This is a genomic window from Streptomyces sp. TAA486 (assembly GCF_000426165.1).
This window is the reverse complement of the sequence record NZ_AUEV01000002.1, coordinates 574,080-590,425: the sequence shown is the minus strand read 5'-3', so window position 1 is coordinate 590,425 and position 16,346 is coordinate 574,080. Positions and strand designations below refer to the sequence as shown.

General features: G+C 70.6%; 13 protein-coding genes. 10 read left to right on the top strand and 3 right to left on the bottom strand.

Features of this window, described 5'->3' with window-relative positions:
* The first annotated feature begins 194 nt into the window (after window positions 1–194).
* Genes I004_RS0106570 through I004_RS0106535 form a run of 8 tightly spaced genes read left to right on the top strand, consistent with a single transcriptional unit; the run spans window position 195 to window position 8,474 of the window.
* Window positions 195–1,343 carry an inositol-3-phosphate synthase gene (locus tag I004_RS0106570; RefSeq protein ID WP_028434823.1) on the top strand — a complete coding sequence of 383 codons (1,149 nt, stop codon included), beginning with the start codon at window positions 195–197 and terminating at the stop codon, window positions 1,341–1,343.
* The gene (locus I004_RS0106565; RefSeq protein ID WP_051344762.1) at window positions 1,340–2,278 is read left to right on the top strand and encodes an SCO3242 family prenyltransferase; all 939 of its coding nucleotides are present in this window, start codon (window positions 1,340–1,342) and stop codon (window positions 2,276–2,278) included. Before I004_RS0106570 ends, I004_RS0106565 begins: the two co-directional genes overlap by 4 nt.
* Window positions 2,275–3,231: a sugar phosphate isomerase/epimerase family protein gene (locus tag I004_RS0106560; protein ID WP_028434821.1), complete on the top strand. Its 957-nt coding sequence runs from the start codon at window positions 2,275–2,277 to the stop codon at window positions 3,229–3,231. The genes I004_RS0106565 and I004_RS0106560 overlap by 4 nt, the downstream gene beginning before the upstream one ends.
* Window positions 3,225–3,950 (top strand): EboA domain-containing protein, encoded by a 726-nt coding sequence (locus I004_RS32590; RefSeq protein ID WP_199779337.1) that lies wholly within the window; start codon window positions 3,225–3,227, stop codon window positions 3,948–3,950. The genes I004_RS0106560 and I004_RS32590 overlap by 7 nt, the downstream gene beginning before the upstream one ends.
* Window positions 3,950–4,810, top strand: a complete 861-nt coding sequence (locus tag I004_RS0106550; protein WP_028434820.1) for a TatD family hydrolase — start codon at window positions 3,950–3,952, stop codon at window positions 4,808–4,810. The genes I004_RS32590 and I004_RS0106550 overlap by 1 nt, the downstream gene beginning before the upstream one ends.
* Before the next feature lie 15 nt (window positions 4,811–4,825).
* Complete coding sequence (eboE, locus tag I004_RS0106545; RefSeq protein WP_028434819.1) at window positions 4,826–6,004, top strand: metabolite traffic protein EboE; 1,179 nt, start codon at window positions 4,826–4,828, stop codon at window positions 6,002–6,004.
* Window positions 6,001–7,440 (top strand): alkaline phosphatase family protein, encoded by a 1,440-nt coding sequence (locus I004_RS0106540; protein WP_028434818.1) that lies wholly within the window; start codon window positions 6,001–6,003, stop codon window positions 7,438–7,440. The genes eboE and I004_RS0106540 overlap by 4 nt, the downstream gene beginning before the upstream one ends.
* Window positions 7,437–8,474 (top strand): sugar phosphate isomerase/epimerase family protein, encoded by a 1,038-nt coding sequence (locus tag I004_RS0106535; protein ID WP_028434817.1) that lies wholly within the window; start codon window positions 7,437–7,439, stop codon window positions 8,472–8,474. The genes I004_RS0106540 and I004_RS0106535 overlap by 4 nt, the downstream gene beginning before the upstream one ends.
* Before the next feature lie 76 nt (window positions 8,475–8,550).
* Here I004_RS0106535 and I004_RS0106530 read toward each other — a convergent pair whose 3' ends face one another.
* The 3 genes from I004_RS0106530 to frc form a co-directional block, all read right to left on the bottom strand.
* Window positions 8,551–9,933 carry an OFA family MFS transporter gene (locus I004_RS0106530; RefSeq protein WP_028434816.1) on the bottom strand — a complete coding sequence of 461 codons (1,383 nt, stop codon included), beginning with the start codon at window positions 9,931–9,933 and terminating at the stop codon, window positions 8,551–8,553.
* Between the two features lie 248 nt (window positions 9,934–10,181).
* Complete coding sequence (locus I004_RS0106525) at window positions 10,182–12,341, bottom strand: acetate--CoA ligase family protein (RefSeq protein ID WP_028434815.1); 2,160 nt, start codon at window positions 12,339–12,341, stop codon at window positions 10,182–10,184.
* A 3-nt stretch (window positions 12,342–12,344) separates the two neighbouring features.
* A complete protein-coding gene (frc, locus tag I004_RS0106520; RefSeq protein WP_028434814.1) occupies window positions 12,345–13,577 on the bottom strand; it encodes a formyl-CoA transferase in 1,233 nt (410 codons plus the stop codon).
* A 352-nt stretch (window positions 13,578–13,929) separates the two neighbouring features.
* On the opposite strand from frc, the gene sucC reads away from it, so the two are divergent.
* Window positions 13,930–15,084: an ADP-forming succinate--CoA ligase subunit beta gene (gene sucC / locus I004_RS0106510; RefSeq protein WP_028434813.1), complete on the top strand. Its 1,155-nt coding sequence runs from the start codon at window positions 13,930–13,932 to the stop codon at window positions 15,082–15,084.
* A gap of 14 nt (window positions 15,085–15,098) precedes the next feature.
* Window positions 15,099–15,977: a succinate--CoA ligase subunit alpha gene (sucD, locus tag I004_RS0106505; RefSeq protein WP_028434812.1), complete on the top strand. Its 879-nt coding sequence runs from the start codon at window positions 15,099–15,101 to the stop codon at window positions 15,975–15,977.
* Window positions 15,978–16,346 lie beyond the last annotated feature (369 nt).

Sequence of the window (16,346 nt, the reverse complement as noted above, 5' to 3'; positions counted from 1 at the left end):
CGGCCCGGGCGCCGCACCCCCGATCGCGCCGGACCGGAACGGCACCGGCCTGCGCCCGCTCGTCCCGACCAGCTCCGTCACGACTCCGGCAGGTGCAACTCCGGTTCCGTGCGGCGCCGTTCGGAACCCCCTCACCGCGTCACACCCGCGACACCCCGGTCCACCCGTACACCCCCTCACAGCGGAGGCAGGCCGTGACCGAAGTCAATGCGAACCAGCCCGACGCCACCCCGGACGGCGCCCGCACCGGCGTATGGCTCATCGGAGCACGCGGCTCCGTCGCCACCACGGCGATCGCCGGCTGCGCCGCTCTCGCCTCCGGGATGCATCCCCCGACCGGCATGGTCACCGAGACCGCCGCCTTCGCCGGATGCGGCCTGCCACCGCTGGGGCGGCTGGTCTTCGGGGGCCACGACACGGCGTCGTGCCCGCTGCCCAAGCGCGCCGAACAACTCGTCGCGGCCGGTGTCCTCCCGCACGGCCTCCCCGCCGCCGTGCACGACGGACTCGCCGCCGCCGATGCGTGCATACGTCCCGGCGGCCCGTTGCCCCAAGACCCCCGCGACGAGGACGAACTGATCCGCTCCTTCGCCGCCGACCTCGGAGACTTCGCCCGGGACAACGCGCTCGCCCGCACGGTCGTGGTCAACGTCGCCTCCACGGAAGGCGTTTCCGCCGACGACGATGCCGCGCTGCCCCCGAGCTCCCGCTACGCGGCCGCCGCTCTTCGCGCGGGATGCGCGTATGTGAACTTCACGCCGTCCACCGGGCTGCACCACCCATCGCTGCGCGAGGAGGCCCGCCGCTGCGGACTGCCGCACGCGGGCCGCGACGGCAAGACCGGTCAGACGCTGCTGCGTTCCGTGCTCGCGCCGATGTTCGCGCAGCGCGCGCTGCCCGTACGCGCCTGGTCGGGCACCAATCTGCTCGGCGGGGGCGACGGGGCGGCGCTGGCCGACCCCGGAGCGGCCGCCGCGAAGAACGCCGGCAAGGAGCGCGTGCTCGCCGACAACCTCGGCGGGTTGCCCGAGGGTCAGCTGCACATCGACGACGTCCCGGCGCTCGGGGACTGGAAGACGGCCTGGGACCACGTCGCCTTCGACGGCTTCCTCGGCTCCCGCATGGTCCTTCAGACCATTTGGCAGGGCTGCGACTCGGCCCTCGCGGCGCCCCTCGTCCTCGACCTCGCGCGCATCGTCGCCCGCGCCCACGAGGCCGGCATCGGGGGAGCAGTCGACGGGCTCGGGTTCTACTTCAAGGATCCCGACATCGGACCCGCGGACCTGCCAAGGCAGTGGCACGAACTGCTTGCCCTGGCCGGCCGGCTGCGGGCGCTCGCGTGAGGGGCGGAGGCGCGACGCGCGAACCCGGCGGCTCCGGTGCTGGCGCCTGGGCCGAACTCCTGCGCGTATCGGCCCTGTTCACGGTGCCCGGTGACGCGATCGCGGGCGCCGCGGCAGCCGGGCACAGGCCGAACCGACGCACGGTCCTGGCGGCCGCATCGTCGCTGTGCCTGTACGAGGCGGGCATGGCCCTCAACGACTACTCGGACCGGCACATCGACGCGGTCGAACGCCCCGGACGCCCGATCCCGTCCGGACGCATCACCCCGGCACGGGCGCTGACGGCCGGGGCCGCGCTGACGGCCGCGGGACTCGGCATGGCCGCAGCGGCGGGCCGCGGAGCGCTGCTCACGGCCACCGCGCTGGCCGGCACCGTCTGGGCCTACGACCTGCGGCTCAAGCACACCGCGTTGGGGCCCGCGGCGATGGCCGCCGCCCGCGGCCTCGACCTCGTCATGGGCGCGGCGGCCACCGTGTCCGCCTCCGCGCACCCTGCCCGCCGCCCGCTCGGCGTGCCCGGCGAGGTGCTGCAGGCCGCCGGACTGCTCGGAGCCCACACCTTCGCCGTGACGACCGTCTCGCGACGGGAGACGCTCGGCGGGTCATCGGCGGTGCCCCTCGCCGCGCTGGGCGCCGTCGGAGCGGTCGCGGCCGTCGCCGGGGGAGCCGCCGGGCGCGCTCGTGGCGGTGCGACAGGCCGCGTCGGGGCGCTGATGGCCGCGGCATACGCGGCCACAGCCGCGCGCCCGCTCGTCCACGCCGTCCTCAACCCGTCGCCCCCGCTGCTGCAGGGCGCCGTCGGAGGCGGAATCCGCGCCACGATCCCGCTCCAGGCCGCGCTGGGCGCGCGTGCGGGACGGCCCGGAGCGGCCGCCCTGGTCCTCGCACTGCTGCCGTCGGCCGCCCGGCTCTCACGGAAGGTCAGCCCCACATGACCCCGACCGCACAGGACCCACAGCGCCCCGGCCTGCGCTACGCGTACGGCACCAACGGCCTGGCCGATCTCAGGCTCGTTGACGCCCTCGCCGTCCTCGCGGACCTGGGCTACGACGGCGTGGGACTCACCCTCGACCACATGCATCTCGACCCGCTCGCACCCGACCTGGCGCGGCGGACCGCCGCCGTGGGCAGGGCACTCGACCGGCACGGGCTGTCCGTGACGGTGGAGACCGGAGCCCGCTACGTGCTCGACCCCCGCCGCAAGCACCACCCCACCCTCCTGGACCCGGAACCCGAAGCCCGCTCCGCGCGACTGGAGTTGCTGCTCAAGGCCGTACGCGTCGCCGCCGATCTCGGCGCGCACGCCGTGCACTTCTTCAGCGGCACCCTGCCGAAGGGCGCCGACGCGCACACCGCCTGGCCCCGCTTCGTCGACGGCGTCGACGCGCTGCTCTCGGCGGCGCGGGCCGCGGGCGTGGCGCTGGCCGTCGAGCCCGAACCGGGGCATCTGCTGGGCGACTTGGCGGCGTTCCACCGGCTTCGCTCCGGACTCGGCTATCCGGAAGGCCTCGGTCTGACCCTGGACGTCGGGCACTGCCTGTGCCTGGAGTCCGAGCCGCCGCACGAGTGCGTACGGGCCGCCGCCCCCTGGCTGCGGCATGTGCAGATCGAGGACATGCGGCGCGGCGTTCACGAACATCTCCCGTTCGGCGAGGGGGAGTTGGATGTGCCCCCGGTCCTCGCCGCGCTGCGCGAGGCACGGTACGCCGGGCTGGTCACCGTCGAACTGCCCCGCCACTCGCATGCCGGCCCCGACTGCGCCCGCGACGCCCTCCGCTTCCTGCGGCAGGCCGAGGCCGAGGCGGTACGTGCCGGCGGCGGAGCCGGGCCCGGGGGAGCCGCGGAACGCCTGCTGCCCGAGAAGGAGAGAAGAGCCGCACCATGCTGAATCCCCGTGCCCCTCACGACCCGGATCCCGCCGCCCCGCGGCTTCCCCACGCGGACGAACACCCCACGCTCCAGGGCATCGAGGACAGGCTCGACTGTCACCTGGACGACACCGGCCGCACCTGGCTCCGCGAGGCGCTGGCCGAGGCGTCTCGCGCGCCCGGGAACACCGCCTGGGAACTGCACTTCGCCTCGGCGGGACGCCACTGCGGACGTACGGCCGTAGGCGACGCCCGCGTCCTTCTGCTGCACGCGGCAGGCGCCGGCACGGACACCCTCACGCGCCTGTACCGGCAGGGCACCGCAGCCGAACGTGCCGCCGTGCTGCACGCACTGCCCCTGCTGCCCGCGGGTGCCGCACCGGAGGCGCTGCCGCTGGTCGAGGACGCGCTGCGCGCCAACGACACCACCCTCGTCGCCGCCGCCGTCGGCCCGTACGCAGCCGCGCATCTCGACCGGCACGGCTGGCGGCACGCGGTGCTGAAATGCCTGTTCACCTCCGTTCCCCTCGACGCCGTCGCCGGCCTGGCGCGCCGTGCTCGCGGCGATGCCGAACTGGCCAGGATGCTCACCGACTTCGCCCACGAACGCACCTCCGCCGGCCGCCCCGTTCCCGCGGATCTGCACCGCGCCCTCGACCTGACGGGACCGGCGGGCCCGCCCGGCAGCACCGGCGCACCGGAGGAACCCGCCCCCGCGCACCCGCCCGAGGAGTCCTGATGCGCATCTTCGACCCGCACATCCACATGACCTCGCGGACCACCGACGACTACACCGCCATGTACGAAGCGGGCGTGCGCGCCCTCGTCGAACCCTCCTTCTGGCTCGGCCAGCCCCGCACTTCGCCCGGATCCTTCTACGACTACTTCGACTCCCTCCTCGGCTGGGAGCCCTTCCGCGCCGCCCAGCACGGCATCGCCCACCACTGCACCATCGCCCTCAACCCCAAGGAGGCGGGCGACCCCCGCTGCGTGCCCGTACTCGACGAACTGCCCCGCTACCTCGTCAAGGACGGCGTCGTCGCCGTGGGCGAGATCGGCTACGACTCGATGACGCCGGCCGAGGACACCGCGCTGGCCGCACAGCTCCAACTCGCCGCCGACCACGGCCTGCCCGCCCTCGTGCACACCCCGCACCGCGACAAGGCCGCGGGACTGAGGCGCACCCTCGACGTCCTTCGCGAGTCCGCCCTGCCGCCGGAGCGCGTCGTGCTCGACCACCTCAATGAGGCCACGGTCGGGGCAGCCGCCGACTCGGGCTGCTGGATGGGCTTCTCCATCTACCCCGACACCAAGATGGACGAGGCCCGCATGGTGCGGCTGCTGCGCCTGCACGGCACCGACCGCGTCCTGGTCAACTCCGCGGCGGACTGGGGCCGCAGCGATCCGCTCAAGACCCGCGCCGTGGGCGACGCGATGCTCGACGCCGGCTTCACCGACGACGAGGTCGACCAGGTGCTGTGGCGCAACCCCGTCGCCTTCTACGGGCAGAGCGGCCGCCTGGAGCCAGAACTCGAACCGGCGACACCGACCGCACCGGCCACGCACGAGGGCAACTCCATTCTGCGCGGCGGGGAATGAGGGGGATCGGCTGACATGCGCTTCCGGCACCCCGACGGCTCGACCGTCCACCTCGCCTACTGCACCAACGTGCACGCCGCCGAGGACCTCGACGGCGTCATGAACCAACTGCGCGAGCACGCCGAACCGGTACGCCGCCGACTGCACCGCGACCGTCTCGGCATCGGCCTGTGGCTTGCCCGCGACGCCGTACGCAGACTCAGCGCCGACCCTTCGGACGTGAGGGCACTGCGCGCCGAGCTCGACCGCCGCGGCCTCGAGGTCGTCACCCTCAACGGCTTCCCCTACCAGGGGTTCGGGGCGGAACGCGTCAAGTACCGCGTCTACAGGCCCGATTGGACCGAGCCCGAACGGCTGGAGCACACCGCCGAACTGGCGCGGCTCCTCACCCTGCTGCTTCCGGACGACGTCGCCGAAGGCACCGTCTCCACACTGCCGCTGGCCTGGCGCGAAGGCTTCACACCCGCGCGGCGCCGCACGGCACTGTCCGCCCTCGGCACGCTCGCCGCACGCCTCGACGCGCTGGAGGAGACGACCGGACGCAGCATCCGCGTCGGCCTGGAACCCGAGCCGGGCTGCACGGTGGAGACGACCGCCGACGCGCTGGAGGTGCTCGGCGGGGAGGACGCCCCGCCCGCACACCGCATCGGCGTATGCGTCGACACCTGCCATCTGGCCACCCAGTTCGAGGAGCCCGGCCGGGCCCTGGACGCCCTCGCCGAAGCGCACGTGCCCGTCGTGAAGAGTCAGCTCTCCGCGGCGCTCCACGCCGAACACCCGGCGGCCGACGGAGTTCCGGCGGCTCTCGGAGCATTCGACGAACCCCGCTTCCTCCACCAGACCCGCGCGCTGACCGCCGCCGGAGTGCGCGGCACCGACGACCTCGGCGAGGCCCTGCGGCCCGGAACCCTGCCGGACTCCGTCCCCTGGCGCTCGCACTTCCACGTACCGCTGCACGCGCCGCCGGAGCCGCCGCTGACCTCCACGCTCGACGTCCTGGAGGCGGCGCTCACCCGGCTCGTCGGCGGGGCGGCCCCGCTGACACGCCATCTGGAGGTGGAGACCTACACCTGGCAGGCCCTCCCGCACGGTCTGCGGCCCCGCACCCGCTCACAGCTGGCGGACGGGATCGCGGCCGAACTCGACGTGGCCCGGGAGATGCTGACCGCCCTCGGCCTGAAGGAGCTGCCATGAACGACGCCCGGCAGGACCCGGGTTCCCCCCGGCCCCGCAGACACGGGCAGGCACCGAATCCGCTGCTCGTCCTGGACGTCGTCGGACTGACCCCTCAACTTCTCACCCACATGCCCCGGTTGAGTGCCATGGCAGGCGAGGGAAGCTACCGGCCGCTGGGCACGGTGCTGCCGGCCGTCACCTGCGCCGCGCAGTCCACGTTCCTTACGGGCCTCACGCCGCAGGAGCACGGAATCGTCGGCAACGGCTGGTACTTCCGCGAACTCGGCGAGGTGCTGCTGTGGCGTCAGCACAACGCCCTCGTCTCCGGCGAGAAGCTGTGGGACGCCGCCCGCGCCCGCCACCCCGGCTACACCGTCGCCAACGTCTGCTGGTGGTACGCCATGGGAGCCGGCACCGACTGGACGGTCACGCCGCGTCCCGTCTACTACGCCGACGGACGCAAGGAGCCCGACTGCTACACCCGGCCGCCCGCACTCCACGACGAACTCACCGACGCCCTCGGCACGTTCCCCCTCTTCCACTTCTGGGGACCCGGAGCAGACCTCGTCTCCTCCCGCTGGATCACCGAGGCCACGCGGCATCTGCTGCGCACCCGCCGTCCCGACCTCGCCCTCTGCTACGTCCCGCACCTCGACTACGACCTCCAGCGCTACGGACCCGACGATCCCCGCTCCCACCGCGCCGCCGCCGAACTCGATGCCGTGCTCGCCCCGTTGCTCGACGACGCGGACGCCGAGGGACGCACGGTCGTCGCGCTCTCCGAATACGGCATCACCCGAGTCGACCGCGCCGTCGACATCAACCGGGCGCTGCGCCGCGAGGGCCTGCTCGAAGTGCACACCCAGGACGGCATGGAGTACCTGGACCCCACCACTTCGCGTGCCTTCGCCGTCGTCGACCATCAGCTCGCCCACATTTACGTGCGCGATCCCGCCGACCTGGACGCGGCCCGGGCCGTGGTGGAGTCCCTGCAGGGAGTCGCCGAAGTCCTCGACGAGCGCGGCAAGAAGGCGCACCACCTGGACCACCCGCGCTCCGGCGAACTCGTCGCCGTCGCCGAGCCCCGCGCCTGGTTCACCTACTACTACTGGCTTGACGACGCCCACGCCCCCGACTTCGCCCGGCTGGTCGAGATCCACCGCAAGCCCGGCTACGACCCGGCCGAGCTGTTCATGGACCCCCTCGACCCGTATGTGCGTCTGCGTGCCGCCACCGCGCTCGCGCGCAAGAAGACCGGCATGCGCTACCGCATGGCGGTCGTACCCCTCGACCCCTCACCGGTGCGCGGCAGCCACGGCCGGCTTCCCGGACGCAGCGACGAAGGGCCCGTCTTCATCTGCTCACGCCCCGGCGTGGCCGAAGGCTCCGGCCCGCTACCCGCCACCGACGTCAAGTCCCTGCTCGTCAACCTCGCACTGGGAGAGCACACATGAGACGTACGACGAACACCCCCGACGCCGAGCTGTCCCGACGACTGCGCCGCCGCGGCTTCCTCGGTGTCGCCGCCGGCGCCGCCGCGGCATCACTGCTGGGCAGCGCCGGGGGCACGGCACACGCCGCGACCCGCACCGGCGCGGCACACGGCCGCTGCGAACCGGCCGTTCCCATGGGCCGGTTGGGCATCCAGCTCTACACCTTGCGCGACAAGGTGGCCTCGCTCGGCTTCGCCGCGGTCTTCGAGGAACTGTCCCGCTACAGCTACGAACAGGTCGAGTTCGCCGGCTACAGCCAGGGGACCGGGGACATCTCCCTGGCCGAACTGCGCAAGCTGCTGCGCGAGTACGGGCTGCGCGGCATCGGCAGCCACGTCGGCTACTACTCCGGCAACCCGGACGACTACACCTTCGACACCCAGCTGGAGAAGGTGGTCGACGACGCCGCCGCGCTCGGGCTTCCCCATGTGGGCACGGCATCGAGCCCCGACCGCTACGGCCGCACCGTCGACGGGTGGAAGCGCGCGGCGGAGGACTTCAACAGATACGGGGCCGCGGCGAGGAAGCGCGGCCTGAAGTTCTACCAGCACAACCACCAGATGGAGTTCGGCTTCGCAGAGGACCGCCCGGACGTGCGCCTGTACGACGTGCTGCTCGCCGAGACCGACCCCGAACTGGTGTACCTGGAGATGGACATCTACTGGGCCTACGCCGGCCAGTACCGCTTCAGCGTCCGCCCGGACGGCACACCGGCGCCCTTCGAACCGGTCGAGTACGTGCTGAAGCAGCCGGAGCGCTACCCGCTCTTCCACGTGAAGGACGGGGAGCACGACGAGACGTCCGACGACGGCTACCGGATGGTGGACGTCGGCGACGGCGACATCGACTACCAGCGCTTCCTGACGAAGGTCGGCCGGACCCACGGCGGGAAGAAGCACAACTGGCTGGTCGAGCACGACCAGCCGGAGGACTCCTTCAGGACCGCCCGCCGTTCGGCCGGGCATCTGCGGTCACTTCGGACCCGCGGGCATTGAGCACAAAGACAGCTGCCGGGCAACCCATGGGGAGCGGGTGGCCCGGCAGCTGCTGGTTCTGTCCTCCTCAGTTACCTCATTCGCCGCCTATCGGCTGCGGATTGGGCTTGATCAGCGACCTCTTCGGCCGTCCCGGCTGATGCAGGAACAGGGCGACGGCGCCCGCGAACAGCGAGGTGCCACCGGCGAGGCCGAACGCACCGCCGTATCCCCACGACGCGACCACGAGCGAGCCGAGGCCCGCGCCTGCGAGACCGGACAGCAGCTTCGAGCTGTAGATCAGGCCGTAGTTGGTGGCGTTGTTGTTCTCACCGAAGTAGTCGGCGGTCAGCGCCGCGAACAGTGGGAAGATCGCTCCGCCGCCGAAACCGGAGATCATCGAGCAGACCAGGAACAGCGGCATCGACCCAGCCTGTCCGGACAGCAGGACGCCGAACTGTGACAGACCGAGCACCACGCAGACGAAGATCAGGCACTGCTTGCGTCCGTACATGTCGGACAGCCAGCCGATCACGCCGCGGCCGGTGCCGTTGACGATGGCCTTCAGCGACATGGCGGTGGCGACGATGCCGCCGGCGAAGCCCATGTCGTCACCGAAGGGCACCTGGAAGGCGATTCCGAAGATGTTCACGCCTGAGGTGCACAGCAGGCAGAACCACATGAGAGGCACGCGGCCCGTCTGGAGGGCCTCCCTGGGGGTGTACTGCTTGACCGCCGGCGGGTTCTTCTCCAGGGCCCGGCGGGTCCGCTTGTCGTCCGGCGCCTTCAGCGGGTCGACGTCCGCCGGCCACCAGTTCTTCGGCGGGTCCTTGAAGAACCAGCCGGCGGCCGCGACCACGAGGGCCAGGAAGACGCCCACACTCACCAGGACCCACTTGAAGTTGTGCAGGTCCATGAACCCGGTGAAGATGTACACGAAGGGCACCGAGCCGTAGGCGAAACCGCCGTTGACGAAACCGGTCTTGCCGCCCTTTCGTTCCGGATACCACTTGCCGACCATGTTCACACAGGTCGCGTAGACCGCTCCCGCGCCCATGCCGCTGAAGGCGCCGAAGCCGATGTACGCCCAGATGGGATTCTCCGCGTATGCGAGCGAGAGATAGCCCAGGAACGTACCGACGGCGCCCCACATCATCGCCAGACGCGCCGGGAACCTGCCCGACTCGCGCAGATGCCCGACGGGCATGGCGACGCCGGCCTGGAAGAACACCCAGACACCCATGATCCAGAAAATGTGCAGGCTGTTCCAGCCGTGAGCATGGTGGAGAGTGTCCTCGGCTGATGCGAAGGCGTACTCCGCCGACGAAATGCCCATCATGCCGATCCACGGCAGGATGACCATCCAGCGGCGACGACGCCCCATGATGTCGATGTCGGTCTCGCCTATTCGGTAGGTCCGACCGTTCCTGTCGGTCACCTCCCTGTACGGGAGGGCCGACGGCGCTTCTGTTGTTGTCATGTTCTGCACCCCTTGCGTGGAGAGAGTCTGGCCAGCGCCCCCTGTCCGGATCCCTAGCTCTGGTGCTGTGTCCTGCCTTTCAGCTCGTCCTGTGTCGGTGTAGGGGCTCCGGCGACCGCGGTTTCGCCGGAGCCCTGCCGGGGCTTCCCGCCGTAGTGGCGGAGAGAGGAACATCCGCCCTCATGCGGGAAGCCCACGGCATCAGCGGCTCTTTTCAGATGTGCGGCTCGTGCGTCTCCTGCGCGGCGTTACCGCAGCAGGCCCGCCGCCCGCGCCCACCGGTACTTGGCGCCGAGCACGGCGACCGGCTTCTCCGTCGTGTACGGGTAGGCGACCACGCCGCGTTCGAAGAGGTACTGACTTGCCTCTTCGACCTCGGTGTCGCCCGCGAGAGACGCCACCACCGGCTTCTCGATGCCCTTCTCCCGCGCCTCGGCCACGACCCTGGCCGTCAACTCCGCGAACACCATGGGCGGAGTGACGATCGTGTGCCAGTAGCCGAGCACGAGGGAATGGATGCGGGGGTCCTCCAGGCCGAGCCGGATCGTGGCCTCGTACGTGGAGGGCGGCTCACCGCCGGTGATGTCCACCGGGTTGCCCGCGGCGCCGAACGGCGGGATGAAGGCGCGGAACGCCTCGTCCAGGTCCGGCGGGATCTCCATGAGCGACATCCCGTTGTCGACGATGGCGTCCGAGAGCAGCACTCCCGAACCGCCGGCGCCGGTGATGATCACGGTGTTGTCGCCCTGGGGGGTGGGCAGCACGGGCAGTGCCCGCGCGTACTCCAGCATTTCGTTCAGACCCGGCGCCCGGATGACGCCGGCCTGCCGCAGGACGTCGTCGTAGACCGCGTCGTCGCCCGCGAGTGCGCCCGTGTGCGAACCGGCTGCCTTGGCGCCCGCACTCGTGCGGCCCGCCTTGAGCACGACGACCGGCTTCTTCGGCACGGTCGCCCGTGCCGCCTCCACGAACGCCCGCCCGTCCTTGAGGTCTTCGAGGTGCATCGCGATGCACTTCGTGTTCGGGTCGTCCGCGAAGTACGTGAGCAGGTCGTCCTCGTCGAGGTCGGACTTGTTGCCGAGCCCCACGATCGCCGAGACACCGGTGCTGGTGCTGCGCGCGAAGCCGAGGATGGCCATGCCGATGCCGCCCGACTGGGAGGTGAGCGCCACACCGCCCTTGACGTCGTACGGCGTGCAGAACGTGGCGCACAGGTCGTGCCACGTCGAGTAGTAGCCGTAGATGTTCGGCCCGAGCAGCCGCACACCGTGCTTCTCGCCAATGGCGACGATCTTGTCCTGGAGCTCCACCTCACCCGTCTCGGCGAAACCGGACGGAATCAGCACGGCGTTGGGAATCCCCTTGGCGCCGACGGCTTCCAGAGTGTCCGGGACGAACTTCGCCGGCACGGCGAAGACCGCCACGTCGACGTCGCCCGGGATGTCGGCCACCGACTTGTACGCCTTGCGCCCCAGGATCTCGTCGGCCTTCGGGTTCACGGGGTGGATCTCCCCGGGGAACCCGCCGTCGACGAGGTTCCGCATGACCGAATTGCCGATCTTGCCCTGCTCGTTGGAGGCGCCGATCACCGCGACGGAGGACGGCTGCATCAGCCGCTTCATCGAGGTGCGGATCTCCTCGGGGGTGTAGCGCCGGCGCTCCGCCGGCTGGCCCTCGCTGAGCAGGATGCGGATGTCCGCCGCCATCGCACCGTCGGGCGACGCGAAGACGGGGTTGAGGTCGACCTCCACCAACTCGGGAAAGTCGTGCGCCAGTTGTGAGACGGAGGTGATGACCTGCGTCAGTGCCGCTCGGTCGACCGGGTCGCCGCCGCGTACGCCCTTGAGGATCTCGGAGGCACCGATGCCGTCGAGCATCGACTCCGCGTCCTCCTGGGACGCCGGCGCCAGGCGGAAGGTGACGTCCTTGAGGACCTCCACCAGCACACCGCCCAGACCGAACGCGACGACCTTGCCGAAGGTCGGGTCGGTGACGGTACCGACCAGCACCTCCTGCCCCGGCTTGGCCATCTGCTGCACCTGCACGCCGAGCACGTTCGCGTTCGCGTCGTACTTGCGGGCGTTGCCGACGATCTCCGTGTACGCGCTGCGCACCTCGGCCGAGGTCGAGACCCCGACGCGGACGCCGCCCGCGTCGGTCTTGTGCAGGATGTCCGGCGAGACGATCTTCATGACGACCGGGAAGCCCAGCCTGTCGGCCAGCTGCACCGCCTCGTCGGCGGATTCCGCGAGCCCTTCGTCCGGCACCGGTATGCCGTAGGCGTCCGCGACGCGCTTGCCCTCGGGGGCGGTCAGCGACGTGCGGCCCTCGGCGCGGGCGGCATCCAGTACCGCCCGTACCGCTTCCTTGTCCGGCGTGGCGAGGCCGTCGTTCTTACCCTGCGCCATCGGTCAGATCACTCCGTTCGTCTTGAGCAGTGCCAGTTCTTCCTCGCCCAGGCCCAGCTCGCCTATGTAGACGTCCTCGTTGTGTTCGCCCAGCAGCGGCGAGGACGTGATTTCCACGGGGGAGTCGGAGAGCTTCATCGGGGAGCCCACGGTGGTGAAGGAACCGCGCTCCGGGTGATCGACCTCGACGATCATCCCGTTGGCGGCCAGGGACTCGTCCTCGACGATCTCCTTCGTCGAAAGGATCGGCCCGCAGGGGATGTTGTGGGCGTTGAGGGCGCCCAACACCTCCCACTTGGGCAGTGTCGACGACCACTCCTCGATCAGCTGGAACATCTTGTTCAGCTTGGGCAGCCGCGCCTCCGGCGTGTTCCAGTCCGGGTCGTCGGCCAGTTCGGGACGGCCGATGAGCTTCGTCAGCGGCTCCCAGCCCACGGGCTGCACGATCACGTAGACGTAGTCGTTGGGCCCGCCCGGCGCGCACTTGACCGCCCAGCCGGGCTGGCCGCCGCCTGAGGCGTTGCCCGAACGCGGCACCTCGTCGCCGAAGTCGTCGTTCGGGTACTCACCGAGCGCACCGTGTGCGAGCCGCTGCTGGTCGCGCAGCTTCACGCGGCACAGGTTGAGAACCGAGTGCTGCATGGCCACGTTGACCCGCTGGCCGCGGCCCGTGCGCTCACGTTGCAGCAGCGCGGCGAGGATCGCGGCGACGGTGTGCACGCCGGTGCCCGAGTCGCCGATCTGTGCCCCGGTCGCCAGCGGCGGCCCGTCCTCGAAGCCGGTCGTCGACATCGAGCCGCCCATGGCCTGGGCGACGACCTCGTACGCCTTGAACGTGGTGTACGGACCCTCGCCGAAGCCCTTGATGGAGGCGTAGACGATCTTCGGGTTGATCTGCTTGATCCGGTCCCAGGTGAAGCCCATCCGGTCCACCGCTCCGGGGCCGAAGTTCTCCACCAGCACGTCGCTGCGCCGGATCAGCTCCGTCAGCAGCTCCTTGCCGCGGTCGCTCTTGGTGTTGAGCGTGATGCTGCGCTTGTTGCAGTTGAGCATCGTGAAGTAGAGCGAGTCGACGTCCGGGAGGTCCCGCAGTTGCTTGCGGGTGATGTCGCCCGAGGTCGCCTCGAGTTTGATCACGTCTGCGCCGAGCCAGGCGAGGAGCTGAGTCGCCGAGGGGCCGGACTGGACATGAGTCATGTCCAGGATCCGAATCCCGTCCAGCGCCTTCTCAGTCACCGTCGTCGTGCCGGTCACATCGGTCACATCGGTCACCGCGGTCACCTCACTTGTACATCGTCTGGTTCATGGTTCCGTCGCCGAGGGTGTTGCCGACCCGCTCGCGCTCCTCGCGGTACTTGGCCTTCCGGCCGTGACGGATCTGGTTCATCGAGGAGTTGTCGCCGACGTCTTGCGGCTGTCCTGGCTGTCGTCGGGCATGGCTTACGAGTCCCTTCGTCGGGTGTGAGCTCTGGTCAGAGCAGATTGCATACAGTCGACGAATACTGTATGAACCTTGTTATCCCGCATCGAGAGACCGATGTCCAGGGGGCGTGCACCGATCGTTTCGAAGATCGACCAGGGAGCACATGTGGACCTTTTCGAGCACCAGGCGAGGGAACTCTTCGAGCGCTACGGCGTCTTGGTACCTGAAGCGGAGGTCGCGGAGACGGGCAGCGCAGCCCGCGAGGCGGCATTGAAGCTCGACGCCGATCAGCACGGCGTCGTGGTCAAGGCGCAGGTCAAGACAGGAGGCAGGGGCAAGGCCGGCGGCGTGAAACTCGTGGCCGACGCCACTGCCGCGGAGGTCACCGCGCGTCAGATCCTGGGCATGGACATCAAGGGCCACACCGTGCACAAGGTGATGCTCGCCCAGCCCGTGAAGGTCGATACGGAGTACTACGTCTCCTTCGTCCTGGACCGTGCGCAGGGATGCTTCATCGCCATCGCATCCGCCGAAGGCGGCATGGAGATCGAGGAAGTTGCCGAGGCGCGGCCGGAAGCCGTCGCACGCGTCCCCGTCGATCCGGCGGAGGGCGTGACGGACGAGAAGGCCGCGGAGATCGTCGCCGCGGCGGCACTGCCGACGAACGTGGCGCCGGTACTGGTCAAGCTGTGGCAGATCCTGCAGGCCGAGGACGCACTCCTCGTCGAGGTCAACCCCCTTGTCCGCACGGCCGACGGCACGATCGTCGCCCTCGACGGCAAGGTCACCCTCGACGACAACGCCCGCTTCCGCCAGGCACGTTGGGGCGAGCAGGACGAGGGCGGCGGCCATGACGCGCTGGAGGCGCAGGCCGCCGAGAAGGGCCTCAACTACGTGAAGCTGGACGGCGAGGTCGGAGTCATCGGCAACGGCGCGGGGTTGGTGATGTCCACCCTCGATGTCGTCGCCGGCTGCGGCGCGAAGCCCGCGAACTTCCTCGACATCGGCGGCGGCGCCTCCGCGCAGGTCATGGCCGACGGCCTCTCCGTCGTCCTCGGCGACCCGTCCGTGAAGTCCATCCTCGTCAACGTCTTCGGCGGCATCACCGCCTGCGACGCGGTCGCGGACGGAATCACCCAGGCCCTCGGGCAGATACGGCTGACCAAGCCGCTCGTCGTGCGGCTCGACGGCAACAACGCCGTGCGCGGACGCGAGATCCTCGAGGCGAATCCCCACCCGCTGCTGGAGCAGCGGACCACCATGGACGGCGCCGCCCAGCGGGCCGCCGAACTGGCCACGGCCGCGGCTGCGGCCGCTTAGGGAGGCGGGAGACCATGGCGATCTTCCTCAACAAGGCGAGCAAGGTCATCGTCCAGGGCATGACCGGCTCGGAGGGCATGAAGCACACGCGCCGGATGCTGGCGTCCGGCACCGACATCGTCGGCGGCGTGAACCCGCGCAAGGCGGGCCAGGACGTGGATGTGGACGGGCGCTCCGTCCCCGTCTTCGGCTCGGTGGCGGAGGCGCGGGAGGCGACGGACGCCGACGTGTCGGTCCTCTTCGTACCCCCGGCCTTCTGCAAGGCGGCGGTCGTGGAGGCGGCGGACGCGGGCATCCCGCTCGGCGTCGCCATCACCGAGGGCATCCCCGTCCACGACGCGGTCGCCTTCCGGTCGTACGCGCAGGAGCGCGGCACGCGCATCATCGGCCCCAACTGTCCCGGTCTCATCAGCCCCGGGCTGTCCAACGCCGGCATCATCCCCGCCGACATCGCACCGGAGCCCGGCCGTATCGGCCTGGTCTCCAAGTCCGGCACACTCACCTACCAACTCATGTACGAGCTGCGGGACATCGGCTTCTCCAGCTGTGTCGGCATCGGCGGCGACCCCGTCATCGGCACCACGCACATCGACTGCCTCGCAGCCTTCGAGGAGGACCCGGAGACCGACCTGATCGTGATGATCGGCGAGATCGGCGGTGACGCGGAGGAGCGCGCGGCGGACTTCATCAAGGAGAACGTCACGAAGCCCGTCATCGGCTACGTCGCCGGATTCACCGCTCCCGAGGGCAAGACCATGGGGCACGCGGGCGCGATCGTATCCGGCTCCTCCGGAACCGCGCGCGCGAAGAAGGAGGCACTCGAGGCGGCAGGCGTACGGGTCGGAGAGACCCCGACCGAGACGGCACGCCTCGTACTCGACCGGCTGGCGTGAGCTGCCCAGGGGGTGTCGTCACGACACCCCCTGGAGCTGACCGGGCCGGTGTGAACTGCGCGGAGCGACGTGACGTTCCGCATATCTGGGCGGGGGCGGGTGCCAAGGCACCCGCCAACTCACTACTGTCCAGTAATAAGTCCACGCCGGCTTCAGCAACCCGCCCCGTATGTGCAACGAGAGCGGAGAGGAACGATGGGCATCACACCCTCACCCTCGTCACTCCCACCCCCGACGCCGAACGGTCCACACAACCTCATACCCGAGCCCGGTACCGCCTGGGCGCCCCCCGACCCTGCCGGAGAGCCCCTCCCCGGCCCGGAGTTCGGGCCGGGGCCCGACGCGGCCGGGCAGGGGCTCTGCGGCCCG

Excerpts from the sequence above, each read along its gene's own strand:
- I004_RS0106560 (WP_028434821.1), top strand. The coding sequence starts at position 2,275 with ATGACCCCGACCGCACAGGACCCACAGCGCCCCGGCCTGCGCTACGCG.
- I004_RS32590 (WP_199779337.1), top strand. The coding sequence starts at position 3,225 with ATGCTGAATCCCCGTGCCCCTCACGACCCGGATCCCGCCGCCCCGCGG.
- I004_RS0106550 (WP_028434820.1), top strand. The coding sequence starts at position 3,950 with ATGCGCATCTTCGACCCGCACATCCACATGACCTCGCGGACCACCGAC.
- eboE (WP_028434819.1), top strand. The coding sequence starts at position 4,826 with ATGCGCTTCCGGCACCCCGACGGCTCGACCGTCCACCTCGCCTACTGC.
- I004_RS0106540 (WP_028434818.1), top strand. The coding sequence starts at position 6,001 with ATGAACGACGCCCGGCAGGACCCGGGTTCCCCCCGGCCCCGCAGACAC.
- I004_RS0106535 (WP_028434817.1), top strand. The coding sequence starts at position 7,437 with ATGAGACGTACGACGAACACCCCCGACGCCGAGCTGTCCCGACGACTG.
- I004_RS0106530 (WP_028434816.1), bottom strand. The coding sequence starts at position 9,933 with ATGACAACAACAGAAGCGCCGTCGGCCCTCCCGTACAGGGAGGTGACC.
- I004_RS0106525 (WP_028434815.1), bottom strand. The coding sequence starts at position 12,341 with ATGGCGCAGGGTAAGAACGACGGCCTCGCCACGCCGGACAAGGAAGCG.
- sucD (WP_028434812.1), top strand. The coding sequence starts at position 15,099 with ATGGCGATCTTCCTCAACAAGGCGAGCAAGGTCATCGTCCAGGGCATG.